At 52.6% G+C, this 24,908-nt stretch carries 21 protein-coding genes; all 21 read right to left on the bottom strand.

Going from position 1 to position 24,908, the window contains the following annotated elements; translation table 11 throughout:
• Positions 1–51 precede the first annotated feature (51 nt).
• The gene (locus tag RAC89_RS21635; RefSeq protein ID WP_284644847.1) at positions 52–351 is read right to left on the bottom strand and encodes a YlmC/YmxH family sporulation protein; all 300 of its coding nucleotides are present in this window, start codon (positions 349–351) and stop codon (positions 52–54) included.
• A gap of 158 nt (positions 352–509) precedes the next feature.
• Entirely contained in the window at positions 510–1,292 is a 783-nt protein-coding gene (sigG, locus tag RAC89_RS21630) for an RNA polymerase sporulation sigma factor SigG (RefSeq protein ID WP_284638764.1), read from the bottom strand.
• 170 nt (positions 1,293–1,462) lie between these two features.
• Positions 1,463–2,185, bottom strand: coding sequence for an RNA polymerase sporulation sigma factor SigE (gene sigE / locus RAC89_RS21625; protein WP_284644846.1), 723 nt, complete (start codon positions 2,183–2,185; stop codon positions 1,463–1,465).
• 65 nt (positions 2,186–2,250) lie between these two features.
• On the bottom strand, positions 2,251–3,150 hold the full coding sequence (gene spoIIGA, locus RAC89_RS21620; RefSeq protein WP_306615725.1) for a sigma-E processing peptidase SpoIIGA: 900 nt from the start codon (positions 3,148–3,150) through the stop codon (positions 2,251–2,253).
• A 553-nt stretch (positions 3,151–3,703) separates the two neighbouring features.
• The gene (ftsZ, locus tag RAC89_RS21615; RefSeq protein ID WP_306615724.1) at positions 3,704–4,843 is read right to left on the bottom strand and encodes a cell division protein FtsZ; all 1,140 of its coding nucleotides are present in this window, start codon (positions 4,841–4,843) and stop codon (positions 3,704–3,706) included.
• 57 nt (positions 4,844–4,900) lie between these two features.
• Positions 4,901–6,151 carry a cell division protein FtsA gene (ftsA, locus tag RAC89_RS21610; protein WP_306615723.1) on the bottom strand — a complete coding sequence of 417 codons (1,251 nt, stop codon included), beginning with the start codon at positions 6,149–6,151 and terminating at the stop codon, positions 4,901–4,903.
• A 179-nt stretch (positions 6,152–6,330) separates the two neighbouring features.
• Positions 6,331–7,191 (bottom strand): cell division protein FtsQ/DivIB, encoded by an 861-nt coding sequence (locus tag RAC89_RS21605; protein ID WP_284638760.1) that lies wholly within the window; start codon positions 7,189–7,191, stop codon positions 6,331–6,333.
• 102 nt (positions 7,192–7,293) lie between these two features.
• Positions 7,294–8,568, bottom strand: coding sequence for a UDP-N-acetylglucosamine 1-carboxyvinyltransferase (murA, locus tag RAC89_RS21600; RefSeq protein ID WP_306615722.1), 1,275 nt, complete (start codon positions 8,566–8,568; stop codon positions 7,294–7,296).
• 15 nt (positions 8,569–8,583) lie between these two features.
• A complete protein-coding gene (murB, locus tag RAC89_RS21595; RefSeq protein WP_306615721.1) occupies positions 8,584–9,489 on the bottom strand; it encodes a UDP-N-acetylmuramate dehydrogenase in 906 nt (301 codons plus the stop codon).
• 202 nt (positions 9,490–9,691) lie between these two features.
• Positions 9,692–10,774, bottom strand: a complete 1,083-nt coding sequence (locus RAC89_RS21590; RefSeq protein ID WP_306615720.1) for an undecaprenyldiphospho-muramoylpentapeptide beta-N-acetylglucosaminyltransferase — start codon at positions 10,772–10,774, stop codon at positions 9,692–9,694.
• A 3-nt stretch (positions 10,775–10,777) separates the two neighbouring features.
• Positions 10,778–11,875, bottom strand: a complete 1,098-nt coding sequence (gene spoVE / locus RAC89_RS21585) for a stage V sporulation protein E (RefSeq protein ID WP_306615719.1) — start codon at positions 11,873–11,875, stop codon at positions 10,778–10,780.
• Between the two features lie 51 nt (positions 11,876–11,926).
• Positions 11,927–13,315, bottom strand: coding sequence for a UDP-N-acetylmuramoyl-L-alanine--D-glutamate ligase (gene murD / locus RAC89_RS21580; RefSeq protein WP_306615718.1), 1,389 nt, complete (start codon positions 13,313–13,315; stop codon positions 11,927–11,929).
• A gap of 2 nt (positions 13,316–13,317) precedes the next feature.
• Positions 13,318–14,280 (bottom strand): phospho-N-acetylmuramoyl-pentapeptide-transferase, encoded by a 963-nt coding sequence (mraY, locus tag RAC89_RS21575; protein WP_306615717.1) that lies wholly within the window; start codon positions 14,278–14,280, stop codon positions 13,318–13,320.
• A gap of 2 nt (positions 14,281–14,282) precedes the next feature.
• Positions 14,283–15,695: a UDP-N-acetylmuramoyl-tripeptide--D-alanyl-D-alanine ligase gene (locus tag RAC89_RS21570; RefSeq protein WP_306615716.1), complete on the bottom strand. Its 1,413-nt coding sequence runs from the start codon at positions 15,693–15,695 to the stop codon at positions 14,283–14,285.
• A complete protein-coding gene (locus RAC89_RS21565; protein ID WP_306615715.1) occupies positions 15,692–17,182 on the bottom strand; it encodes a UDP-N-acetylmuramoyl-L-alanyl-D-glutamate--2,6-diaminopimelate ligase in 1,491 nt (496 codons plus the stop codon). Before RAC89_RS21565 ends, RAC89_RS21570 begins: the two co-directional genes overlap by 4 nt.
• 91 nt (positions 17,183–17,273) lie before the next feature.
• Positions 17,274–19,235 carry a stage V sporulation protein D gene (locus RAC89_RS21560; protein ID WP_306615714.1) on the bottom strand — a complete coding sequence of 654 codons (1,962 nt, stop codon included), beginning with the start codon at positions 19,233–19,235 and terminating at the stop codon, positions 17,274–17,276.
• 74 nt (positions 19,236–19,309) lie between these two features.
• The gene (locus RAC89_RS21555; RefSeq protein ID WP_306615713.1) at positions 19,310–21,655 is read right to left on the bottom strand and encodes a penicillin-binding transpeptidase domain-containing protein; all 2,346 of its coding nucleotides are present in this window, start codon (positions 21,653–21,655) and stop codon (positions 19,310–19,312) included.
• Between the two features lie 63 nt (positions 21,656–21,718).
• On the bottom strand, positions 21,719–22,177 hold the full coding sequence (gene ftsL / locus RAC89_RS21550) for a cell division protein FtsL (RefSeq protein ID WP_306615712.1): 459 nt from the start codon (positions 22,175–22,177) through the stop codon (positions 21,719–21,721).
• A gap of 60 nt (positions 22,178–22,237) precedes the next feature.
• Entirely contained in the window at positions 22,238–23,188 is a 951-nt protein-coding gene (rsmH, locus tag RAC89_RS21545) for a 16S rRNA (cytosine(1402)-N(4))-methyltransferase RsmH (protein WP_306615711.1), read from the bottom strand.
• 35 nt (positions 23,189–23,223) lie between these two features.
• Positions 23,224–23,661 (bottom strand): division/cell wall cluster transcriptional repressor MraZ, encoded by a 438-nt coding sequence (gene mraZ / locus RAC89_RS21540; RefSeq protein WP_284644845.1) that lies wholly within the window; start codon positions 23,659–23,661, stop codon positions 23,224–23,226.
• Between the two features lie 121 nt (positions 23,662–23,782).
• On the bottom strand, positions 23,783–24,793 hold the full coding sequence (locus RAC89_RS21535; RefSeq protein WP_306615710.1) for a DUF4349 domain-containing protein: 1,011 nt from the start codon (positions 24,791–24,793) through the stop codon (positions 23,783–23,785).
• Between the last annotated feature and the right edge of the window lie 115 nt (positions 24,794–24,908).

Genomic DNA, 24,908 nt, shown 5'->3' with positions numbered 1-24,908 from the left:
CACCCGAAAAAAAAGAGCACACGCCCGTATGCTCTTCTTCGGCACTTTCTACTACTCCCGATATTGGCGGTTGTATTCGTAGGTCACTTCTCCTTCGTCCTGCTGACGATACGTTCGAAGGTCATCCAGCTTCACCAGAACGACGTCCATGCCGATCTTGACGATATTCCTCCAAGGAATAACAACCTCCGTGGCACCGCCGAACAGACCGAAAAATCGCGCCGAATTCGGCACAATGATAGCCTCAATGCGTCCATGCCGCAAATCCAGCTCTAAGTCACTCACCTGGCCGAGCTTCTTGCCGTCTACAATATTGATGACATCCTTCGTTTGGAAATCGGATATTTTCATGCTGCCCATCACCACCGAAAGCAGCTCCTGTGATCGTGCATCTAAGGAACTGGGTATATAACTATATGTATGTAAGTGAAAGGGAAAATGTCCTGCCCTGATGAAAAAAAGGCACAGAAGCCTGAAACGGACTCTGTACCTTATCCCTTTGCGGGAGCTTAGTTTTTAACGTGCTTTTGCATTTGCGAAATCGCTGATTTTTCCAAGCGGGATACTTGTGCTTGAGAAATACCGATCTCATCGGCAACCTCCATTTGCGTTTTCCCATCAAAGAAACGCATGGAGAGAATCATTTTCTCGCGGTCGTTCAGCTTGCGCATCGCCTCCCGGAGGGCAATTCCCTCGATCCAGGAGACATCCTTGTTGCGATCGTCGCTGATTTGATCCATGACATAGATCGGATCCCCGCCGTCATGGTAGATTGGCTCGAAGAGCGAAACCGGGTCCTGGATGGCGTCTAAGGCGAAAACCACATCTTCCTTCGGCACATTGAGCGCTTCGGAAATTTCGTAAATCGTAGGCTCGCGCGAGTTCTGATTCGTTAATGCATCGCGAACCTGCAGCGCCTTATAGGCGATGTCGCGGAGCGAGCGGGACACCCGAATCGGATTGTTATCCCGCAGATAGCGCCGGATTTCCCCAATTATCATCGGTACGGCATAGGTGGAAAACTTCACATTTTGACTTAAATCAAAATTATCAATAGCCTTCATCAGTCCGATGCAGCCAACCTGAAATAAATCATCGACAAACTCGCCGCGGTTATTGAAGCGCTGAATGACGCTGAGCACCAACCGGAGGTTGCCATTCACCAATTTCTCTCTTGCAGTCCGCTCATTCTTCTCTTGAAGCTGAACGAATAACTCACGCATTTCCGCGTTGGTCAAAACAGGTAGCTTTGCAGTGTCTACACCGCAAATTTCGACTTTATTTCGGGTCACCGTGATAACCTCCCAAGGAGAAACATTACTGTTAATTATAACCTTGGAAGGTTTTTTTATGCGCTGCAGAACTTGTCCTACAAGTGCCCTCATCCGCCAAAATTGGACAAAACCCAGATAAATCAAGGACGTTTTCGCTTACATTTTCTTAAAAATTATTGGTTTCCAGATTACACCATTTTATTGAATTCCTTGCGAAGACGCTTAATAATGCGCTTTTCCAGACGGGAGATATACGATTGCGAAATGCCCAGCATATCGGCGACATCCTTCTGCGTCTTCTCTTCTCCGTCCGTCAACCCGAAGCGGAGCTCCATGATGATCCGCTCCCGCTCCGAGAGCTTATCCAGCGCTTTATGCAGCAGCTTGCGATCAACCTGCTCCTCGATGTTGCGGTAGATGGTGTCGTTCTCCGTTCCGAGCACATCGGAGAGCAGCAGCTCGTTGCCGTCCCAATCGATATTGAGCGGTTCGTCGAACGATACCTCCGTACGAATTTTGCTGTTGCGGCGAAGGTACATCAGAATTTCATTCTCTATGCATCGGGAGGCATAAGTGGCCAGCTTGATCTTTTTCTCCGGATCAAATGTATTGACCGCCTTGATCAGCCCGATGGCTCCGATCGACACCAAATCTTCAATGTTGATGCCGGTATTCTCAAATTTGCGAGCAATGTATACGACCAAACGCAGATTGCGTTCAATAAGCATTCCCCGTATGGCGGCGTCGCCTGATGGAAGCTTTTCCAGCAAATATTCTTCCTCTTCGCGGGTGAGCGGAGGCGGCAGCGCTTCACTTCCACCGATGTAATAAATTTCTTCGCCCTTGAGCCCGAGCAGCAGCAAAAGACGGAAATAGATAATTTGCAGTTTCAGCTTCCATTTGACTAACATCATTCGCTTCCTCCTATAAGTTGATCTATGCTGGACAGCATGTATCATGGGATCCTGATTTTTGTTTACGATTGCAGCAGCGAAGGATGAATGATCGCTTGGTACGCATTGTCGGAGCTAAGCCTGCCTCCGTCAAGGCCTATGAGCACCTTCATCGCTTCGATTTGCGTCTCGCCCGTGGTGATGACGACCCGATCTGGTTTGATCGCCAGCATAAATTGCGTGTTGCGGTTCACCCCCCGATAAGGCACTAATCGCAGCCGGTCCTGCCAGACGAAGGGCTCGGTCCCGATCGCGGTCACGATTTGATCCACCTCGGCCTGTCGGATTTTTTGCATCCAGGCTTCTGGAATTTGCTCGCTCCATTGGGCGGCCTCCATGACCATGACCGGCGTTTTGGTCAGAGGATCATACAGCTGATTGCCTGTATCAATGAGCCCTGTGCAGCTGGAGAAAAAACCATCGATATGTACGTCCACTTTGGCTATAAAGGTCGAAAGCTGTTCCTTCCGCTTGGCGAAGGAGGAGACTTGCCGGAATAACCAGAACCCAAAGGGCAGCGAGACCACGGCCAGCGTCACCGCTACATTAAGCTGATGACCATACACGATACCGCTAACCACTTCGCTTGAGGATTGCAGGAAATAGTGCACACCAAGAATCGTACCGGCTGCAGCGAAATTAATAAGGTAGAAAGAGCCCAAATTTCTCAGAAAATGCTGAAGCCCGCCATAGCCGAATGCCGTTAGCAGCATGAGTAGGGACAAGAGAAACTTAACGCCGAACGTGAACAATACATCAAGAGGCGGGAAAAATAGAAACACGACATAGCCTGCTCCTATGCCGGCGGATAACAGCAGCCTCCACCAACGAAAGCTCAGCTTCCTCGACCAGGCGGTAGTCCAAAGCAGCAGTCCATCGATGATGAGATTCACCAGGAAAATGATATCGATGTACACAATCATTCTCCTATACCTCCCAGCTTGAATCCCATTCGTCACGAATGAGACAAGTATATAGCAATCTATCATCAAAGTCTGTTGAAACGTGGTGGTGGTGAGCGTCTTCTTTTGTCGAGTGTTGCGGTGGGGAAGAGTTGACTGGTGAGAGAATGGGGATATATATCCCTCGGCATTGATAGAAGGACTAACTCGATGATAACTCGATCACGCGAAGAGGTTACTTTGTTTGAGCGTCTGTAATTGGGAGATGAGGTTTTTTGTTGACAGCGGGTTATGCTACCGATGGGAGACTCAGAAATCTCGATCTAAAGTGATATTTTCATCTTACAGATCTGAAGCCGCGCCTATTATTTTGTGTAAGATGATTTTATATCGTAACAGCATTGTTCTTAAGCTCATCAGACAGGAAATAACATCTGTTAAAGTGAAAATATATCGTTTCAGACCATTTCCCGGTCGAAAATGCACCTGTAAGGTGATTTTATCTCGTTATTTCTCTGCCCTAACAAAAGAAAAGCCCTCGATCTACCGAAGTAGAGCGGAAGGCTTAAAATGATTACTTATCGAAGTTGTTGCGATTGCGGTTACGAAGGAACGTCGGGATATCCAACTGATCTCCCTGCCCGTTGTTGTTGCCTCCGAACGGACGGAGATTGTTCAGACGGGAATCCGAGCTTTCCTGCTGCGCGTTTCCAGTTGTAGCGCCTGTGCCTGTAGGTTTACGCATCGGCGCCGTGAGGTTCTTATGTTCAAAGCCGGTCGCGATAACCGTTACCTTGATGTCATCCTTAAGCGTCTCGTCAATGACCGCACCGAAGATCATGTTGACTTCGGAATCGGCTGCGGAGGCAACGATGTCAGCAGCCTCGTTCACCTCATACAGGGACAAGTTAGCGCCGCCCGTAATGTTCAGCAATACACCGCGAGCGCCGTCAATGGACGTCTCGAGCAACGGCGACATGATGGCTTTCTTCGCTGCTTCCGCCGCACGGTTCTCGCCGTTGGCAATACCGATTCCCATCAGCGCGGAGCCTCGCTCCGTCATGATCGTCTTCACGTCCGCGAAGTCAAGGTTAATCAGACCCGGTACGGCGATCAGGTCGGAGATACCTTGTACCCCTTGGCGAAGTACGTTGTCCGCTTCGCGGAAAGCTTCAAGCATCGGAGTCTTCTTATCGACGATCTCGAGCAAGCGATCGTTAGGAATCACGATCAGCGTATCAACCTTCTCTTTGAGAGCCGCAATCCCCTGATCCGCCTGCAGGGAACGCTTGCGGCCTTCGAAGGTGAACGGCCGCGTTACGACACCAACCGTCAAAGCTCCGCATTCTTTGGCAATTTCTGCAATAACCGGCGCAGCACCCGTCCCCGTACCTCCGCCCATACCGGCTGTTACGAAGACCATGTCCGCACCTTTCAGTGCGTTATAGATCAATTCTCTTGACTCTTCCGCCGCCTTCTTACCCACTTCAGGATTCGCTCCTGCGCCAAGTCCCCGTGTCAGCTTGTCGCCAATCTGCAGTCGTTGCTCGGCCTTGGCGGAATGAAGCGCTTGTGCATCCGTGTTCACCGTAATGAATTCTACGCCCTTCACGCCGGTTTCGATCATTCGGTTCACCGCGTTGCTGCCGCCGCCGCCGCAGCCAATGACCTTAATCTTGGCCATTAGGTCCATGTCCATATCAAATTCAAACATTTAAGAGTCTTCCCCCTCAATTAGCTTCAAGCTTGCCCGGTCCAATAACCAAAGTGTTTAGATGAATTCACTGATCCAATTTTTGAAGCGCTCCATCATGGTTTGTTTCGGCTGATCGTTATCGGAACCCGACGGTTTCTTGGCAACGGATCTTCTCGTGTTGCCGCTTTGCTTCGAGTGTCTCAAGTATTTTGTAGCATATTGAATAATGCCTACGCCACTAGTAAAGGACGGATCACGAACACCGATATAATCCGGAACGGCGATGCGCACCGAAGTAGCCAGTTCCTCTTGAGCGATGGCAAGCATGCCCGGCATGGATACCGTACCGCCCGTCAGAACATAACCTCCGGGCAAATCGCCGTATCCCATTCTGGCAACCTCTTGCCGAATCAGATGAAATATTTCTTGAACCCGCGGTTCGATGATGTTAGCCAAATCAACCTGCGAGAACTCCTTGTCCACATTGCTTCCGATTCGATTGACTTTAAATACCTGATCGCCAGCCGCATGATCAACTACCGCGCAGCCGAACTTCAGCTTGATTTTCTCGGCGATGTCCGCCTGAGTCCGCAAGCCATAAGCGATGTCATTAGAGATAAACTCTCCGCCGATCGGCAGCGTCGTCGTAGCAACCATATTATTCTCGTTAAAAACGGCAATCGTCGTTGCCCCGGCGCCGATATCGACCAGCACCGTCCCGATCGCCTTCTCATCCTTGGAAAGGGCTATATGTCCTGCCGCAAGCGACATGAGTATGAGTCCGGCGACCTTTAAGCCCGATTTTTCAACTACCCTCAGCAAATTATGTATGGCCGTCTTGGTCCCGGTTACAATCGTAGCCTCAACTTCGAGCCGTACGCCAATCATACTGCGGGGGTCTTGAATTTGATCCGTTCCATCCACTACATACTGATTCGGTACTACGCCTATGATTTCACGTTCCGGTGCTAATGGAATGACTCTGGCGGCTTGGATAACGCGCTCGATATCGTCATCTCCGATCTCGCGATCCTCGTTGGCAACTGCGACTACCCCATGACTGGACTGAAGAGCGATATGATTACCCGATATCCCGACATATACCTCGGAAATCTGAATGCCTACCATACGTTCCGCGTGATCGATTGCACTTCGAATGGATTGCACCGTCTGATCGATATCGACGATAGCTCCCTTGCGTATTCCTTGTGAGTCGGCAGATCCTACTCCAATTATATTAATGGCGCCGTTAACGACTTCTCCAATAATAGCACGAACCTTGGATGTACCGATGTCCAAACTAACAATGATGTCATTGCTGCTCAACCCGTGGCACCTCCTATGACCTTTATTCGATATGAGCCTCGGTGTAAAAACCTCCTGTACTTATTCAACACGGCTCTTCATTTCCCTCTTTTTTTTGCAATTTTTTTCACTCGTGCATGGAAATATACCAATAGCTCCAATTCTATCATTATTTTCTAGTATTGAGTAGTGGTAAATCCTTAATTTCTCTGTGTTCCATTGCCAGGAGTATTCGAGGTCTGATTCGGATTCGTTTCCTTGCTTGAGCCTGCATTTCCCGAAGGAGCGGCGGCTTTGTTATCCGTTTTGGACGGCTCCGCCTCAAACGGGGTGTGGGAATCGGTTTCCAGCAGTCTGAGGATCCCGCCCTTCACCTTGTTCTCGCGAAGATTCGCAATATAGCTTTCCATATATTTCATTTTCTCAGGTAAATATCCGATGGTCGTTTGTACCTCATATTGGGAGCGAGTATACATCTTAATTTTGTCCGGATACGAAGCCGTAGGGTCCGGCTTGATCTCGGAAACGTCGGCGAACAGCACGGAAGGGAGCTGCCCCATTACGCGGCAGAGCATCTCCTTCATCCCGGAGGCGTCCTCCTTAGGCCAGCCGGAGAGGATCGGCATGTCAAGGACAGCTCCGAGCGCGGTTACCTTTACAACGCTGGCATCGGCGAGCAGCGCTTCCACTTGGCCGGACTCATTGAACTGATAAGCGACCTTCGGGTACTCCTTTACCTCAATTTGAATTTTGCCTGGAAAATGCTTCGAAACCGTCACCGTCTCGATCATTCTCAAGCTCTTAATACGACTCTCGATTTCATTGGAGGATACGGAAAAAAAATGATCTCCCGGCTGTACGGCGGCTGCTTGTCCGATTTCGCCGACGGAAACATGCTCCTGCCCGCTAATTTCCACCTCAGTAATCTTGCTTAAGGTAGATTGAAAGAATAGCACCAGCAGCAGCGTGATAAAGAAGACAAACAGAAAAACAAGCAGCTTCGGGCTGCTTCGGTTCCGCTTCTTCGGCTCTTTCATAACAGGTAATCGTTCGGCTTGCATGCTGGATCCTCCTGGAGGAAAAAATATGTAAACCGCTGATACCCCTCCGGTTACGGAAAGGGATATTTCAGCGGTGATGTTCATATGGATAAAGTAGGAATATTAGTGCTTCTCGGTTTGCACCGGCGTGGTGCGTTGAATCTTCGCGCCCAACTGGGTAAGCATCAGCTCAATCCGGTCGTAGCCCCGGTCGATGTGATGTATCTGATCGATGATCGTCGTGCCTTGGGCCGCCAGTCCCGCAATGACCAGCGCGGCTCCGGCACGGAGGTCGGTAGCCTCTACGGAAGCGCCGTACAATCTAGGCACCCCGCGAATAAAGGCAGAGTTCAAATCCACTCGAATATCCGCTCCCATACGGGAAAGCTCATCAACGTGTTTAAAGCGACCTTCAAACACTGTCTCCTTCACGATGCTAAGGCCATCCGCCAAGCTGAGCAAAACCATGATCTGCGACTGCAAATCCGTAGGAAAAGCCGGGTGAGGCGAAGTGATGATCCGCTCCACCGCCTTGGGGCGGGTCAAGCAGCTCACATTCATTATATCACCGTCAATCGCAATTTGAACACCCGTACGCTTCAGAACATGAATCGCCGAGGTCAAATGGGCCGGATTCACCCGCTCCAGCGTGACATTGCCTTTGGTAACCGCAGCGGCAATCATGACGGTTCCCGCCACAATCCGGTCAGGAATAATGCGATAAGTACAAGGGGCCAATTCCTTTACGCCTTCGATCGTAATCGTGTCCGTTCCGGCTCCAATAATATTGGCACCCATGGAGTTCAGGAAGTTCTGCAAATCCTGAATCTCCGGCTCTCTTGCTGCGCCTATGATCGTAGTCATGCCTTTGGCCATCACGGCCGCCATCATGATATTTTCCGTGGCGCCTACACTCGGAAAATCTAGCGCGATTTCCGCTCCGAGCAATTGCTCGGCCGTACAGACGATTTTGCTGCCGGTCTCTTCAATCTTCGCTCCAAGGGCGCTAAGTCCCTTCAAGTGCAGATCGATTTTTCTTTCGCCGATGGCACAGCCGCCGGGCTGATACAGCTCTACGCGGCCCAGCCTCGCTAGCAGCGGTCCCATAAGGAAGATCGAGGACCGCATCTGGCTCATCAAATGCTCCGGAATATGGGTCTGATGAATGCCCATGGTGTTAAGGGTTACCGTATCCCCCTGCTGTTCTGCCTCGCACCCTAAGCTTCGCAGAATGCCGAGCATGACTCCAATGTCGGACAATTCCGGTACATTGGTTAAAGTAACTGTGCCCTCCGCCATGATGGCGGCAGCCAGGATAGGTAGTGCAGCGTTCTTCGCTCCGTGAATTTTGATGGCTCCCGATAGAGGTTTCCCGCCTTCGATAACCAACTTTTCCAAAATCCCACCTCCGATTTAGCGCTCTCCCACCACCAAAACTTCTGGTACAAGCTCCACGCCATACGTTTGCTTCACGATGGATTTCACTTGTTCGATGAGGCTGAGCACGTCGTGAGCTGACGCTTGCCCGGTGTTAACGATGAAGTTGGCATGCAGCGGCGATACCTCGGCGCCTCCGACACGAAGACCCTTGAGGCCTGCTGCTTCAATCAGCTTGGCGGCGAAGTGCCCTTCCGGATTGCGAAAGACGCTTCCGGCGCAAGCCATTTGCAGCGGCTGGGTGCGAAGCCGGCGATCCTTGTTGGCTGCCAGAGCCGCAGCAATCTCCTTGCGATCTCCCTGGGCCAGCTGGAATACGGCCTCCGTTACGATCCCAGGCTGCGATTGCAGCAGCGAATGACGATAAGCGTAAGCAAGGTCCGCCTGCTTCATAATGACCAACTCCCCGTCAGGGAGCAGCACTTCAGCTTGCAGTAAGATGCGCGACACATCCGACCCGTGCGCTCCGGCGTTCATGTAGACGGCGCCTCCCACCGTTCCCGGGATGCCTCCCGCGAACTCCAATCCGGTCAGTCCTTCCTTGCCGGCCATGACGGATAGCTTAATAAAAGAATAAGCGCCACCGGCATAAACCGTGTCCCCCTCGAATCGGATCGTATCGAGCGCATCGCCCAGCTTCAGCACAATGCCCCGAATCCCTTTGTCGGTAATCAGCATGTTGGAGCCTCTGCCCAGCACCGTCCAGCCGATTTGATGACGATGCAGCAGCTTTACCGCTTCCAACAGCTGAACCTTATCGTGCGGAGTCAGCAGCACATCGGCAGGTCCGCCGATTTTCCAAGTGGTATAAGGGGCGAGCGGTTCATTCAGCCGGACTTCGCCATAGGATCCGGTGAGCAATTCAGAAATGACCTGTTGCAATGGGAAAACCTCCTTCACAGAACGCTCCAAGCGGCCGATTTGCGGATTATATTTCCGAAAACCGCGAAGATCCGTCAGCATCTTTGCTTTTTCTTTATTTGGCTTTTCGATGCTTTCCGTCTCTCTGCCGGGTGGTCTGTCACGGTTATAGTGTAGTTTATGTGAAATCGGAAGATAGTGTGACAATCGCCTATAGCATTTTTCACTTACGGGAGCTTGAAGCAAGGTCCTCTATCAGCTCTACAATGCGGTCCGTGCCGTTTAAGTAAGGGCTGGCCGCCATTTGTCGTCGATAGCTGTCCCGGCCGTCATAAAGCGCCTCTAGGCCTTCCAGCAGCGCAGCAGCGTTCAGGTCCTCCTCCTGAACGACACGGCAGTAGCCCTGTTGTTGGAAGGAGTTGGCATTAAGGATCTGATCCCCCCTGCTGGCTTGGAGCGACAACGGAATGAGCAGCATAGGCTTCTGCAGTGCCAAAAATTCAAAAATTGAGGTAGAACCCGCTCGGGAGACGACTACATCCGCGCAGGCAAGCAGATCGGGAAGCTCTTGGCTTACATATTCGAACTGCTTATATCCCCTGCGGCCTTCAAATGCGGCGTCCACGTGGCCCTTCCCGCAGATGTGAATGATCTGATACCGCTCCAGCAGCGCATTCAATTCTTCCCTAATGATCCGGTTAATCGCCTGTGCCCCCAAGCTACCGCCCATAACGAGCAACACCGGCTTCTGAGAATGAAAATCACAAAGGGTAAGTCCCTTTAGCGGTTTTCCTTCAAGAATCCGGTCGCGGATAGGTAAGCCCGTGCACTCCCCTTTGGAGCTTTTGAGATAGCGCAGCGTTTCAGGAAAGGTGACGCAAACGCGAGAGGCGAAGGGCGTGGAGATTTTGTTGGCAAGTCCCGGCGTGAAGTCGGACTCATGGGCAATGACCGGAATCCGGTTCAGCCAGCTCGCCAAAATGACAGGAACGGAAACGAAGCCGCCCTTAGAGAAAACAAGATCCGGCTTTAGGCGGCGAAGCAAGCGATAAGCCTCCGCCACCCCTTTAACCACGTTGATGGGGTCCTTGAAATTTTTAACGTCAAAATAACGCCGCAGCTTTCCGGAGGAGATATGATGGAACGGAATGCCCTCCTGATCGATAATTTCTTTCTCAATCCCGTCACGTGAGCCGATGTATTCCATGTCCCAGCCCCGCGGCCTCAGCTTGGCCATGATCGCCAGGTTTGGCGTAACATGGCCTGCAGAGCCGCCGCCGGTAAAAATGATTTTCTTTGTATGCATAATTCACCTCGAGTACCGGGAAATGTTAAGAAGGATGCCGATGGCCGTCAGCATCAGGGTGAGCGAGGAGCCGCCTGCGCTGATCAGCGGCAGCGTAATGCCGGTAACCGGGAACATCCCGATAACGACACCGATATTGATGATGACTTGTACGGCAATCATGCCGACAATACCTGCTGCCAGGAGACTGCCGAACGTATCCGGCGCTGTGATGGCTGTCCTCATTCCGCGCCATACAAGCAAAGTAAAGAGCACCAGCACCAGAGAACCGCCGATAAACCCAAGCTCTTCCGCAATAATGGAAAAAATAAAGTCCGTTTGAGGCTCCGGCAAATAGCTGTACTTCTGGCGGCTCATCCCTAGACCGAGTCCGACCAGGCCCCCGGGGCCGATCGCATAGAGCGACTGAATGGCCTGGTAGCCTGCTCCGAGCGGATCCTCCCAAGGGTCCAGGAAGGCGGTAATTCGTTTCAAGCGGTACGGCGCCGCAATAATCAACCCGACAAAGCCGATCAAGCCGACCAGGCCAAAGTACGACAGGTGCACCAAACGAGCCCCTGCAGTATAAATGATAAGCAGCGAAGCGCCGACAAGCACCGCACCGGTCCCCAGGTCCGGCTGCAGCATGATGAGCCCGAAGGCTAGTCCTACCAATCCGAGCGGCGGCAGCAAGCCTTTGGTGAAATGGGTAATCTTCCCCTGATCCTCCGAGAGCCATTTGGACAGAAACATGATCATGCCCATCTTCATGAACTCGGAAGGCTGAATGCCGAAGGAGCCGATCCCAAGCCAGCTTCGCGCCCCTCCGCGCACGACTCCGATGCCGGGGATCAGCACGGCAACAAGAAAAACAAAACAGATGAGCAGCAGCAGCTTGGAATACTTTTTCCAAACGACATAGTCCGTGTTCATCGTGAAGAACATAGCGACGACACCGAGAGCAGCGAACAACCCTTGCCGTTTCAAATAGAAAAACGCATCACCGTGCTCTCGGAGCGCCATGACCGCACTTGCGCTGTATACCATGACAACACCGATCGCAAGCAGCAGCAGGGTGGAGCCGAGCATTAGAAAGTCTGGAGCCGAACGTGCTTTGACCATTGCGCCTACACCTCTAACCTTTGATTATCGGGAGGCTTGGTTCCCCCCTCTTTAAAGGTTATGCACGGACTCTTTAAACATGCTTCCCCTCACCTCATAGGATGAAAACATGTCCCAGCTGGCGCACGCAGGCGAGAGCAGCACGATATCTCCAGGCTTCGCCATCGCATAAGCCGATCGGACCGCTTCCAGCACGGTATCCTGTACATGCTCTCCAGTATCGACGGTTTTGACGAACTGTAATCCTGCGAGCTCCGCTACACGGCGCAGCTTTTCCTTCGTCTCGCCCAGCGCTACTAGGCCCTTGACCTGCCCTTGAAACGCCGGGAGAAGCTCCATATAATCCGAACCGCGGTCCAGTCCCCCGGCAATCAGAATAATGTCCTGCTTTAAGGCTTCAATGGTTTTGATCGTAGCCACCGGATTTGTCGCCTTGGAATTGTTATAAAACGCGACCCCATTCTTCACCGCCACACATTCCAAGCGGTGCTCCACTCCTCGGAAGTCCCGAAGAACGCCGGCAATCGCTTCCGGGGCAACCCCTAGGCTTAGAGCCATCGCGGAGGCAGCCATCGCGTTCTCCACGTTAAAGCTGCCTGGGATCCCCATCTCCTCTACAGCAAGGATATGGATGCTATCCCCCTGCCTGTTTTTATATACGATATTGCCGTTGTGAACAAATACTCCATAGTCCAGCTGATGCTTCAGGGAAAACGGCAGTACGGACGATTGCACCTGCTCAGCGACTTGGCGGCATACCGAATCGTCCCAGTTCAGCACGGCGGTATCCGTATCCGCTTGATTCGCAAACAGCTTGGCTTTGGAAGCGATGTAATCGTCCATAGTGCCGTGATAATCCAGATGCGTCTCATAAATGTTCAAAAGACACCCGATCCGCGGAGCGAAATCGCGTGTTCCCTTCAGCTGAAAGCTGCTCAGCTCCACCACCATGATGTTGTCCGGTTCCGCCTCGAGAGCAGCCTCCGTCAGTGCTCTACCAATATTGCCCGCCACAATCGGCTTCTTGCCCCCGGCTTCCAGCATCAGTCCAGTCAAGGTAGTGGTCGTCGTCTTGCCGTTCGACCCGGTGATCCCCACAACCGGCGCCTTGCAAATATGAAAGGCCACCTCAACCTCGGTGACTACTTCAATGCCGAGTTCCAGAGCGCGCTTAACGGGCTCTATGGAATAAGGGATCCCCGGGTTTTTGACAACCAAGGCAATCCCCTCATGGACGAGCCCTTCCGGATGCTCTCCGCAAATAACAGAAATACCCAGGGCCGTCAATTCATCGGCCTCAGGGCACAAGTGACGCTCTTTTTTGTCGTTCACGGTCACGGCGGCGCCCATCTCGTAGAATAGCTTAGCTACAGCGACACCGCTGCGTGCAAGACCCAAGATGACGACCTGCCGGCCGCTGTAGTTTTTCGGATGCTCCATCCTTATAACACCTCATTAATGTAAAGTCCAATGCCCGCCAGGATGAGTCCAGCTGTCCAGAAGGAAATGACGACACGCCATTCCGACCACCCGACCAGTTCGAAATGATGATGGATCGGACTCATTTTGAATACCCGTTTGCCTCGTGTCTTAAACGATACGACCTGAATAATCACGGATAAAACCTCGACAACGAATACTCCGCCGATCATGGCAAGCAATATTTCCGCTTTGGTCAAAATCGCCACGGCAGCAAGTCCTCCGCCGATCCCGAGCGACCCTGTATCGCCCATGAACACCTTAGCCGGATGGGCGTTGAAAACAAGAAATCCTAACACGGCACCGACCATAGCTGCGGAAAAAATGGCCACATTCGGCTGGCTGTTGCTTAAAGCGATAATCGAATACGCTCCAAAGGCAATGGCGCTCGTGCCTGCCAGCAAGCCGTCAAGTCCATCGGTAAAGTTAACGGCATTGGATGTTCCGAGCATCAGAAAGATAACGAACGGGAAATAAAGCCAGCTAAGATCAAACGTGAAATCCAGATACGGAATACGGATGTCCGTGCTATGTCCCACCATCGACAGCATGACGCAAACGATAATGGAGACGATCAGCTGCCCGAGCAGCTTTTGCTTGGCGGTTAAGCCGAGCGAGCGCTTGAACAGGATTTTGATATAATCGTCCAGAAAGCCGATAAAGCCGTACCCGAGAGAAGCAACAAGCAGAATCACCGTTTCCAGATTTTTCTCCCCGAAGCGAAGGACCGCTACGGCCAAGGCCAGCATAATAATAATACCGCCCATGGTCGGCGTTCCCGCCTTTTTCAGATGTCCCTGCGGACCGTCGGTTCGAATCTGCTGTCCGAACTTTAATCTCCGCAAAAGCGGGATAAACAGCGGGCCCATAATGACAGCTAATAAAAAGGCCACTCCCAAGGTAATCATGACAATTTTGAAATCCACCGTTAAACTCCCCCCACCTGCATCAACCGTGCCGCCACCTGTTCCATTTTCATGCCGCGCGATCCCTTGATCAGAACGACATCTCCATCGGCGGTTGCAGCGGACAGCGTATGTGCAAGCTGTTCTTTCTCTTCAAAATAACGAACCCGATCCTGCGGGAATTTCTCCCTTGCGCCTTCCGCAATATAAGCCCCCAAAGGCCCGTACGTGTAAACTGTATGCACATGGGCAGGGTTCAAATGCCGGCCGATTTCCCTATGAAAATCCGCCTCCTGTTCACCCAGCTCCAGCATGTCGGCCAGCACCGCGAATTTACGTCCTTTTGCGTGCAGCTCCTGTAGCAGGTCGATGGCCGCTCTCATGGACGTAGGACTCGCGTTGTAAGCGTCATTCAGAATCGTTACCCCTGACGGCGTTTCCGACACTTCAATCCGCATGCCGGTCATGACGAGGCTTCTCAGCCCTTCCGCCATGGTGTCGTTCCGCAGACCGAAATGCTTCCCGACGGCAAGCGCCGCCAGTGCATTGACTACGTTGTGACTGCCGAGCAGCGGTATATAGACCGTTGTATCCTTATCGGTATTCACTGTAAAATACGTACCTTTGCCTTCCATACGAATCTCCAAAGGATACAAATCATTGTCCGTTCCGGCACCGAATCTTACGCGCCGGAAGCTCTTGCCTTTCCTGCGGCCCGGTTCGTCAAGCTCCGGCAGCACCTCTTCAATCAGCGGTTCGTCCCCATTATATACAAGCACTCCGTCCTCTTGAAGTCCAGCCAAAATTTCCGTTTTCGCCCGGGCAATCTCGGTTCGCGAGCCGAGCTGAAGAAGATGGCTCTCCCCGATATTCGTAATGACCACAATCTCGGGCTCTGCGAGACGGGAAAGAAAATCGATCTCCCATCGACCGCTCATGCCCATCTCAAGAACGGCGATTTGCGTCTCCTCCGACAGCTGGAGCATAGTGAGCGGCAACCCGATGTGGTTATTATAATTACCCAACGTTTTGCGCACCTGAAACCGGGTGGATAACACGGCCGCCGTCATATCCTTGGTAGTCGTCTTGCCGTTGCTGCCCGTAATGCCGACTACCCTTACATCGAGCTGATGACGGTAAGCCTTCGCCAGCTGCTGAAGAGCGGCAAGCGTATCCTCTACAATGATTAACGGCACTCCTGTAGGAGGTTGCTCATGATCCTTCTGCCAGAAGGAAGCGGCAGCTCCCTTCTCGAACGCGCTTTGCACGAACGCATGCCCGTCGAAGGCTTCCCCGATCAACGGTACGTATAAATTTCCTTGTTCTATCGTTCTCGTATCTTTCGATACGCCTTGAATGAGCTGCCCCCCGTCCGCGTCGCCGGAGAGGGTGCCGCCCGACATCGCAGCGACATCGGCTAACGTACGCTTTATCAAATTGATCGACCCCTTATGGCATCCTTGGCGACAAGCCGATCGTCGAAATCGATCTTGCGCCCCATGATCTCCTGATATGTTTCATGGCCTTTGCCGGCAATCAGCACGATGTCCTTCGGACCCGCAAGCCGGATCGCTTTATGAATCGCTTCCCGCCGGTCGACGACCAGCTCATAGCTGTCCTCATCGAACCCCGCTTCCCGGATGCCCGGTACAATGTCCTCCAGGATTTGCTGCGGATCCTCGGTGCGCGGGTTATCCGACGTCACAAGCAAATAATCGCTGTACTTTGCCGTTACCTGCCCCATAAGCGGACGCTTCCTCCGGTCCCGGTCCCCGCCGCAGCCGAACACGCTGATCACGCGGCCTTCGGCAAACTGACGGATTGTCGTAAGTGCGTTCTCCAGGCCGTCCGGCGTATGGGCATAGTCAACCAGCACCAGAAACGGCTGCCCTTCGTCGACGATCTCCATTCGTCCTTCCACGGAAGCTACGCCCTCCAGGCTTTCCTTAATGCGCTCCAGCTCAATTCCCTCCGCGAGCGCTGCGGCAATCGCTCCGAGCGAATTATACACATTGAATTCACCGACCAGCTTCATGGCAAAATCCGTCGTCCCCGCGAAGGTAACGCAGCGGAATTCCGTCCCCTTGGCCGTGACCCGAATATTCTCTGCCCGAACGTCGGCCTGCCGCTCTATACCATAGGTAATCACTTGGGCAGCCGTTTGCTCGGCGAAATCGGCCGAGGCCGCATCGTCCGCATTCAGGACGGCAAAGGCCCGCTCTTCCGGCTTCGCACTGAAGCCGTTGCCCATACGGGAGAACAGCAGCGCTTTCGCCGCTTGATACTTTTCCATCGTCCCGTGATAATCCAGATGGTCCTGGGTTAAGTTCGTGAAAATCCCCGTACGGAATTGTGTGCCTTTCACTCGTCCTAGCGCAAGACCGTGAGAAGAAACCTCCATAATACAGTATTCCGTTCCCACGTCCCGCATTCGACGAAGTATTCTCTGCAGCTCCAAGGCTTCTTGCGTATTGGTGCTGTGATTCACCAGAAATTCATCGCCAACCTTGATATGGATATTCCCCATCAGCCCGGTTGTATGACCTTGATCGCGTAATATTTTTTCAAGCAGGTAGCTTGTCGTCGTTTTCCCGTTCGTTCCCGTAACGCCGATCACCTTCAGCTCCCGGCTCGGGTATCCGTAGAAATGGCTTGCCACAACGGCCATCGCATAACGCGAATCCTTCACGATCAGCTGCGGAACCGGCACATCCAACTCCCGCTCCACGATCAACGCGGCCGCCCCAAGACCGATTGCGGCTTCCGCAAACTTGTGTCCGTCGACGGAAAGCCCGGTGATACATATGAACAAGTCCCCTGGGGCTACCTTGCGGGAATCCGTTTGAATACCGGTAAGCTCAATGCTCTCGTCTCCGACGACACGCCTTACCGTCAGAAGAGAAGCCAGTTCCTTCAGCTGCACGCGAGACCCCTCCCATTGTAAACACATGGTATCTATTATGGACAAAAATATGAGCAATGAAAAGCCTATTTTGAGAAAAATAACCTACTTATCATGGAGTTGTCGGTTTCGGCGCACCCTGCTCCGGCATACCTGGATCTTGATCCGACAAGTACACGCGAATCGTCGAGCCCTGATCGACCCTTGCCCCCGGTTTGGGTACCTGATTCACCACATATTTGCCGAGTCCGGATTTGGCGAGATTGAAATTCATATTCAAATCCTCATAAATCTCCGTCACCGTACGCCCTACCAGGTTCGGCACCTCAACGATCGGCGTATCGCCGTAGACATACTTGCGGTCCAATTGCTCCTTGCGCTGGGGTACCTTCATATAGCGAAGCGTATCCGCCATGATGTTCTTAACCAAAGGCGCTGCGATCAAACCACCGAACTGCAGCCCTTGCGGATCATCCACCGCTGCGTAAATCACCACTTTGGGATCGTCTGCAGGGGCGAAGCCGATAAATGAAACGATATGCTCATCCGCCGAGTAGCGTCCGTTGATGACTTTCTGCGCCGTACCTGTCTTGCCGCCCACCCGATAGCCGTCGATGAAGGCATTGCGCCCGGTTCCGTTGGCCACGACGCTCTCCAGCGTCTCTCTCACCTGCTTGGAGGTTTCCGGTGAGATCACCTGCCTTACCTGCTCAGGCTCAAACTTATCCACCATCTGTCCGGTATCCGGATGATACCAAGCCCTGGCTACGTGCGGCTTATACAGCTTTCCTCCGTTAATCGCTGCCGAAACCGCTGTAATTTGCTGAATCGGCGTGACGGATACCCCTTGCCCGAAGGAGGTCGTCGCCAGCTCTACTGGGCCAACGCGCGACGGCTTGAACAAAATACCGTTCTCCTCGCCGCCGAGATCTATGCCGGTTTTTTTACCGAACCCGAAGTTATTAATATACTCGAAAAGCTTATCTTTGCCAAGACGTTGGCCCATGACAACGAAGCCCGGGTTACAGGAGTTCTCCACCACCTGCAGGAAGGTTTCGCTACCATGCCCGCCCCGCTTCCAGCAGCGCAGCCTTGCTCCAGCCACTTCAATGGCGCCCGGATCGTGGAAAGGATCCTGCAAATTGACCTTTTTCTCCTCCAAGGCAGCAGCCAGCGTGATGATCTTGAACGTCGAGCCCGGCTCATAGGTCATCCAGATCGGAAGGTTCCGGTCGTAGCTCTCCTTCGGATACTCGCGGAATCTTCCTGGCTCGTAGCCGGGCCTTGACCCCATTGCCAGAATTTCCCCATTGTTCGGATCCATCATAATGGCGATAACACTCTTAGCCTGGTACTTGGTCATCGTTTGATCCAGCTCTCGCTCGAGGATCGATTGCAAGTGACTATCAATCGTCAATTGCAGATTCAAGCCGCTCTTCGGCTCCACATATTGAAGCGAAGAGCCGGGAATATTGCGTCCTGCCGCATCGGCAAGATAAGACACATTGCCGTTCACGCCGCTCAGGCCCTTGTTATATTTTGCTTCAACCCCGGTAAGTCCGTTATTGTCAATGCCGGCAAAGCCGAGAATATGAGCGGCCAAGCCTCCGAAGGGATAATGGCGCTTGTTATCCTCCGCCACAATAATTCCCGGCAGATGAAGGTTGCGAATTTCATTTGCTTTTTCCTGCGAGATTTTCCAGCCGCCCGGCTGAATACGCACATTGAGCGCCCTCTTGGTAATCAAGGATTCCACCTTGGCCGGATCCATCTGCAGCTGGGCGGCAAGCGCTGCTGCCGTAGCTTGCGGATCTTTAATTTGTGCGGGAATGGCCCAAACCGTCGGCGTGCTCATATTCGTAACGACTTGCACACCGTTGCGGTCCAGGATTTCTCCCCGCTTGGCACTGAACGGTATTTCGCGCCTCCAGGAATCTTCGGCCTCCGCCGACAGCTTAGGTCCCATCCAGATCTGTACATAGGCGAGCCGCACGGAAAGCAGCAAGAACAGAAAAGTTCCGACGATCAAGGCGGCATATAGACGACGACGAACGGTGACGTTCGATGGTCTCACACTCGCTTCCTCCCCTCCTGAATAGCAATCGCTTCATATCATGCCTATTCAGGACAACCAGGGGTTAGAACAAGCTATGGGGTGTTTGCCGCAACTTTAGCCGGTGAATTTCCCGTTGCCGCCGGCTGCGTCGGTTTGGTCGCCGGCGTTTTGGATGCAGGCTGCGTCGTTTTCTTCGAATCCGGCTTGGCGGTTGTTTCCGTTTTCCCGTCCTTCTCCTGAACCGGAGCTTGGAGCAGCTCGTTGTAAGGCTTCAGTTGGAGAGTAACGACACGTTCCTCCCCTTCGACACTTGTTGTCTGCGAAGCTACATACCCTTCGCCTGTAGACTGGCAGCGCACCTTTACGATAGCACATACCTCAAGCGCATCCCGAAGAGACTTGCCCGTCATATCAGGAACAGGAAGCTCTCCTTCTTCCTGCAGTACTACATACATTCGCTGCCCTTGGGCAATTTGAGTTCCTTTCGGCGGAGATTGGGCGATTACCTTGCTGCCCTTGCCGATGCTGTCGACAACCACGCCGTACTTGTTCATCGTAGCTCTTGCCTCTTCTACCGTTTGCCCGGTCAGGTCCGGTGCGTTGGCGTGAGACGTTTGCTCCGTTACCTGTACCTGTTGAGGCTGTTGAACCGTCGACGGCACACCCATATACCGGAGAGACTGAGAGACGATTTCTTTAAAAGCCGGTGCGGCTACATCACCACCCAAATGGTAGTCACCCTTCAAATCCGGCTCGTCCGCGATGATGGTTACCAAAATTTTCGGATTTTCCACCGGCGCATAGCCAATAAAGGAAATAACCCATTTCCCTTCCGCGTATCCTTTTTCTCCCGCCACTACCTTGTTTGCCGTACCGGTCTTCCCCGCTACACGGTAGCCCTCGATATAAGCCTTCCGTCCCGTCCCCATGGCCTGGTCCGAAACGACCTGCTCCAGGTACGTGCTCACTTGCGTCGCCGTACTCTCGGACACCACTTGACGAATCACCTTCGGTTCCTTTTTCTCTATCACTTCACCTGTAGACGGATTGTAAATCTCCTTAATAAGGTACGGCTGCATCAGCTTGCCTCCATTGGCAATTGCCGCATAGGCGGCCGTTTGCTGAATCGCCGTCGCGGTCATCCCCTGCCCGTAAGTCGAGGTGGCGAATTCGGAAGGACGCTTCATATTAATAATTCCCGCTACCTCGCCGGGAAGGTCGATCCCCGTCTTGACACCGAAGCCGAATTTGTCGATGTATTGGCGAAGTCGATCCTGCCCCAGCTTCTCCATCCCCAGCTTGACAAAGGCAACGTTACTGGAACGCTTCAATCCTTCCAAATACGAAATTTTGCCCCAGCCGGTAATATTATGGTCATGAAGCCTGCGGTCCGTCACTACGATTGAACCGGATTGATACTTTTCTTCAGGATTAAACAGCCCTTCCTCCACTGCGCCGGCCAGCGTAACCAGCTTAAAGGTAGAGCCCGGCTCATACTGCGAGGCAACCACGTGATTCACGTCACTGGATTCCCTTGTTTCCCAATACCGGTTCGGATTGAAATTCGGCATGTTCACCATGCCCAGCACTTCCATCGTACTCGGATCCACCGCGACGGCCATCAAGCTTTTGGGATTGTACTTTTTGTACACCTTTTCCAGTGCATTTTCCATATAAAATTGAATATTTTTATCAATGGTCAAACGGATATTGTTGCCATTGGATGGGGGCTGGAAGGTTACCTTTGCATCCGGCAGCTCGACTCCATACCGATCCTTCTCATAACTAAGCCAGCCGTCGACGCCTTTGAGCTGATTATCCAGCGTCTTCTCAAGTCCCATAATGGGCTTTCCTTCTTTATCAGTATACCCGAGCACCTGTGCAAGCAGCTGTCCTCCCGGATAGAAGCGCTTGCGCTCTTCCAGAAGGTAAATCCCGAGGCTTTTCTTCGTCTCCAAGGTGTTTTGCAGCTCGACGATCATCTTCTTGATCTGATCGGCCATGGCCACGTCGATCTTCCAACCCTCGTTGCGAATCTCAACCTGCGGATAATAGGAGCCGTCGTCACGCTTCTTATTTAATCGCGTACGAATCTTTTCCTCTAAGGCGGAGAGTGCACCGGGATCATTGGAGGTGTTCAGGATCCCAGCCAAGCCTTTGACTACCTCTTCGACGATCTTTTTGTCATGAATGATTTGCGGGTTTAAAGCTACCGTAAAGGCGGGCGCATCCTCCGCGAGAATTTTATCATTGCGGTCCACGATCGTTCCGCGGACAGGGTGAAGCACTTTATCGGTTTCCCAGCGAGCTTGGGCCTGTGACAAAAGATCGGCGCCCTGAACTACCTGAACCCAATAGAGTCTGGAAACCAAGGCAATAAAAAAGAGGGTGAATACCCCTCCAATGAGCAGCGAACGCATCTTTACTTTCTTCGTCATGAACTCTTTCCCTCCAGGAACTTTCTTCAGAAAAGAATGATGTAGTAGGTTCTCTATATGTAATTATGGGGTTTGCTTCGATGTGCCGGGCTTCTTGGCGCTATCCGCGGCGGATTTGCTCGGAGTCGACTTCGCGGCGGTGGAATTTTTCGGCGGGGTCACCGTCTTGATTTGCGGCACCTCCGGCGGACCGTAGCTCCACTGCTTCGCCAGCTCATTCAGGCGCTCCGGCTTGGATAGCTCGCTGACCTTATACTTCAATACGGTATTTTCCGCCTCCAGCAGCTGAATCTGCTTTTCCACCTGTTGAATGCGCATATTCATTTCATAAATCTGCGCATATCGCCAGATGATCACACCCGCAACTACCGCACAAATAACCACTGTGAATAAATAAAGCAGCTTTTCCTGAATAGGCAATGTTTTCTTTCGGGTTACAAGCTTCTTTGTTTCCTTAATTTTGACCTTCGGCTCTTGTTCTCGCGGCTGTGTTGCTAAGCTTCCATGAATGTAGGCTGGCACCGGATGTTCCTCCTTTATCCCTTAAATATTCATTGGCATATGTCCGTAGTTTTGTTCTCTCTATAGCTTCTCGGCGACGCGAAGCTTCGCGGAGCGCGCCCTCGGGTTGACCGCGAGCTCTTCCTCCCCTGCTTCGATCGGCTTCCGATTGATCAGCTTGACGACTCCTTGATTATTGCATACGCACATCGGAAAATCCGGTGGACACGTGCATTTCGCTACGTACTTGGCAAACGTCGTCTTGCAAATGCGATCCTCCAGAGAGTGGAAGGTAATGACCGCTACTCTTCCTCCGGGAGCTAAGCAGCGTATCGACTGCTCAATCGCTTCCTCAAAGGCTCCCAGCTCGTCATTGACGGCAATGCGCAGCGCTTGAAAGCTTCTCTTCGCAGGATGTCCACCGGTCCGTCTGGCCGCGGCGGGAATCCCTTCCTTAACGAGCTCCACCAGTTCTCCCGTCGTTTCAATGGGCTTAATCGATCTGGCAGCGACAATCTTGCCTGCAATGCGCCGGGCGAACTTTTCTTCCCCGTATTCGAATAAGATCTTCGCAATCTCCTGCTCGGACCATTCGTTGACAATCTCCTTGGCTGTGAGACCTGCGGTCATATCCATTCGCATATCCAGCTCAGCATCCTGATGATAGCTGAACCCGCGGTCCGCTTCATCCAGCTGCGGAGAGGACACTCCCAAATCAAAGAGAATGCCGTCGACCTGAGGCTTACCGTCCTTTATCGCTTCCGGGATGCGGCTAAGCTCAAACTCCAGGTTGCGGAAGTTGCTGCGAACAAGCCGCACACGATCGATGACAGGAGCAAGCTTCAACTTGGCGTTCTCGAGCGCGGTATCGTCCTGATCGAAAGCGATCAACAGCCCGCCTTCCGTCAGCTGCTCAGCGATAACCAAGCTGTGTCCTGCTCCGCCCAGCGTACAATCGACGTAAATTCCGTCCGGTCGTATATGTAAACCGTCTACCGCTTCTTCTTTCAATACCGTTATATGATGAAACATGAGCTTGTCCTCCAAGATGTCGTATTGTGGGTGCATTAGAGATCGAAATTGAAATCGACCAGCTTCTCTGCGATTTCACTGAAGCTTTCCTCCGATTGCTGGAAATAGTTTTCCCAGATTGACTTGCTCCAAATCTCAACCCGGTTGGAAACGCCGATAACGACGCAATCCTTCTCCAGTTTCGCATGCTCCACAAGATTATTAGGCAGGTTTACGCGCCCCTGCTTATCCAATTCGCATTCTGTGGCGCCGGAGAAGAAAAACCGGGTGAAGGCCCGGGCATCGGATTTCATTAAAGGCAGCGCCTTCAGCTTCTGTTCGAGGACAGCCCATTCGGACATCGGGTAAACGAACAAGCATTGATCCAAGCCGCGCGTGACAATGAATGATGTTCCAAGGGATTCACGGAATTTCGCCGGCACGATCATCCGGCCCTTCTCATCTATGGTGTGCTGAAATTCCCCCATGAACATCCCACTTGTCACCCCTTTCCCACCACTTTACCCCACTTTCCACCACTTGTATAGTATGTTTTCTCCATAAAAACGAAAAATCCTGCTAAAGTCAATGACTTCGCAGGATTTTTTAATCCTATTAATGATCTCCCGATGAGGGCGGCGGCGGCGTGTCTTCGGTCAGCTGCTTGCGGATCTCCGCAAGCTTGCGACTGCGGCGTACGCGAACCAGCCAGAACAGACCGCCCAGGATGACGGCGATCATGAGAACCGGCAGTGCTCCAGCCACAATGACTACCACCCATTGCGCGATGACGGAGAGCACGGCGGTAGTCCCGTTCAGCGCAGCGGCGGCTCGCTGGAAGAGCGGACCCCGGTCCTTAGCCTGAATGAGCTCCGTGGAGCCGATTCGCTGGTATACCCTCAGCTCTATCGTCGAGTAATCGACATTTTGCTCCAGATACCGCATGCGTCCCTTAATGCGCTCGATTTCCTCCTGTACCTTTCCCAGCTCATTGGAATACTGAATCAGCTCATCCGTTTTCTTAGCTTCCTTCATAAAGTCCAAGAGCCGGCTTTCTACCGCCTGTCTTGCCTTGAGTCGCGCTGTAAGGTCAACGAATTCCTCCGTCACATCCTGACCTTGGATGTTCTTCTGCTTCAATGGATGAAGCTTTTCCAGTTCTGTGAGCAAGGACTGAAACCCATTCGCCGGAACCTTGATGACGAACATCCCGTTTTTCTCGGTGGCGGTTTCACTTTCATTGAACTGAAGCACATAACCGCCCGAGCGCTGCACAACCTCCTGTATGGCCCGCTGAGATTCCGCATACACCTCGACCTGCATGGTCAATTGGGCTTTGTACATGATCTTGCGGGTGAGTGCATCGGACCCTTCGGCCGCTAGACCGGTGAAGCCGCTACCTGTCCGCTGCAGATCGGCAGGCTGCGATGTATTCACTGCCTTCGCATTCCCATCCGCCGCCGCGCCCGCATTCGCCGCGCTGCTCGGCTTCGCTTCCGCCACGGCAAGCTGTTCACTGCTTGCCTTATCACTACTGGCGCTGCAGCCGCTGATCAACCAGCTAAGCATTGCGGCCGCCGCCGCCAAGCGCGCCGCCCTCCGGAACAGCTCTTTCTGTAGTGTCATGTTCCGACCCCCTCGTCTTTCCCATAAGATTAACTTGTTGATCCCCCAACAAGCTCATCTACTAGACGTGGAGGGAAGGAACGAAGTTGCAGGAATGGACAAGCATGGAAAAAAT

The sequence above is a fragment of the Paenibacillus sp. GD4 genome, assembly GCF_030846225.1.
GTDB lineage: Bacteria > Bacillota > Bacilli > Paenibacillales > NBRC-103111 > Paenibacillus_G > Paenibacillus_G silviterrae.
Note: the sequence above shows the minus strand (reverse complement) of the source record. Positions and strands in the feature narration are given on the sequence as shown.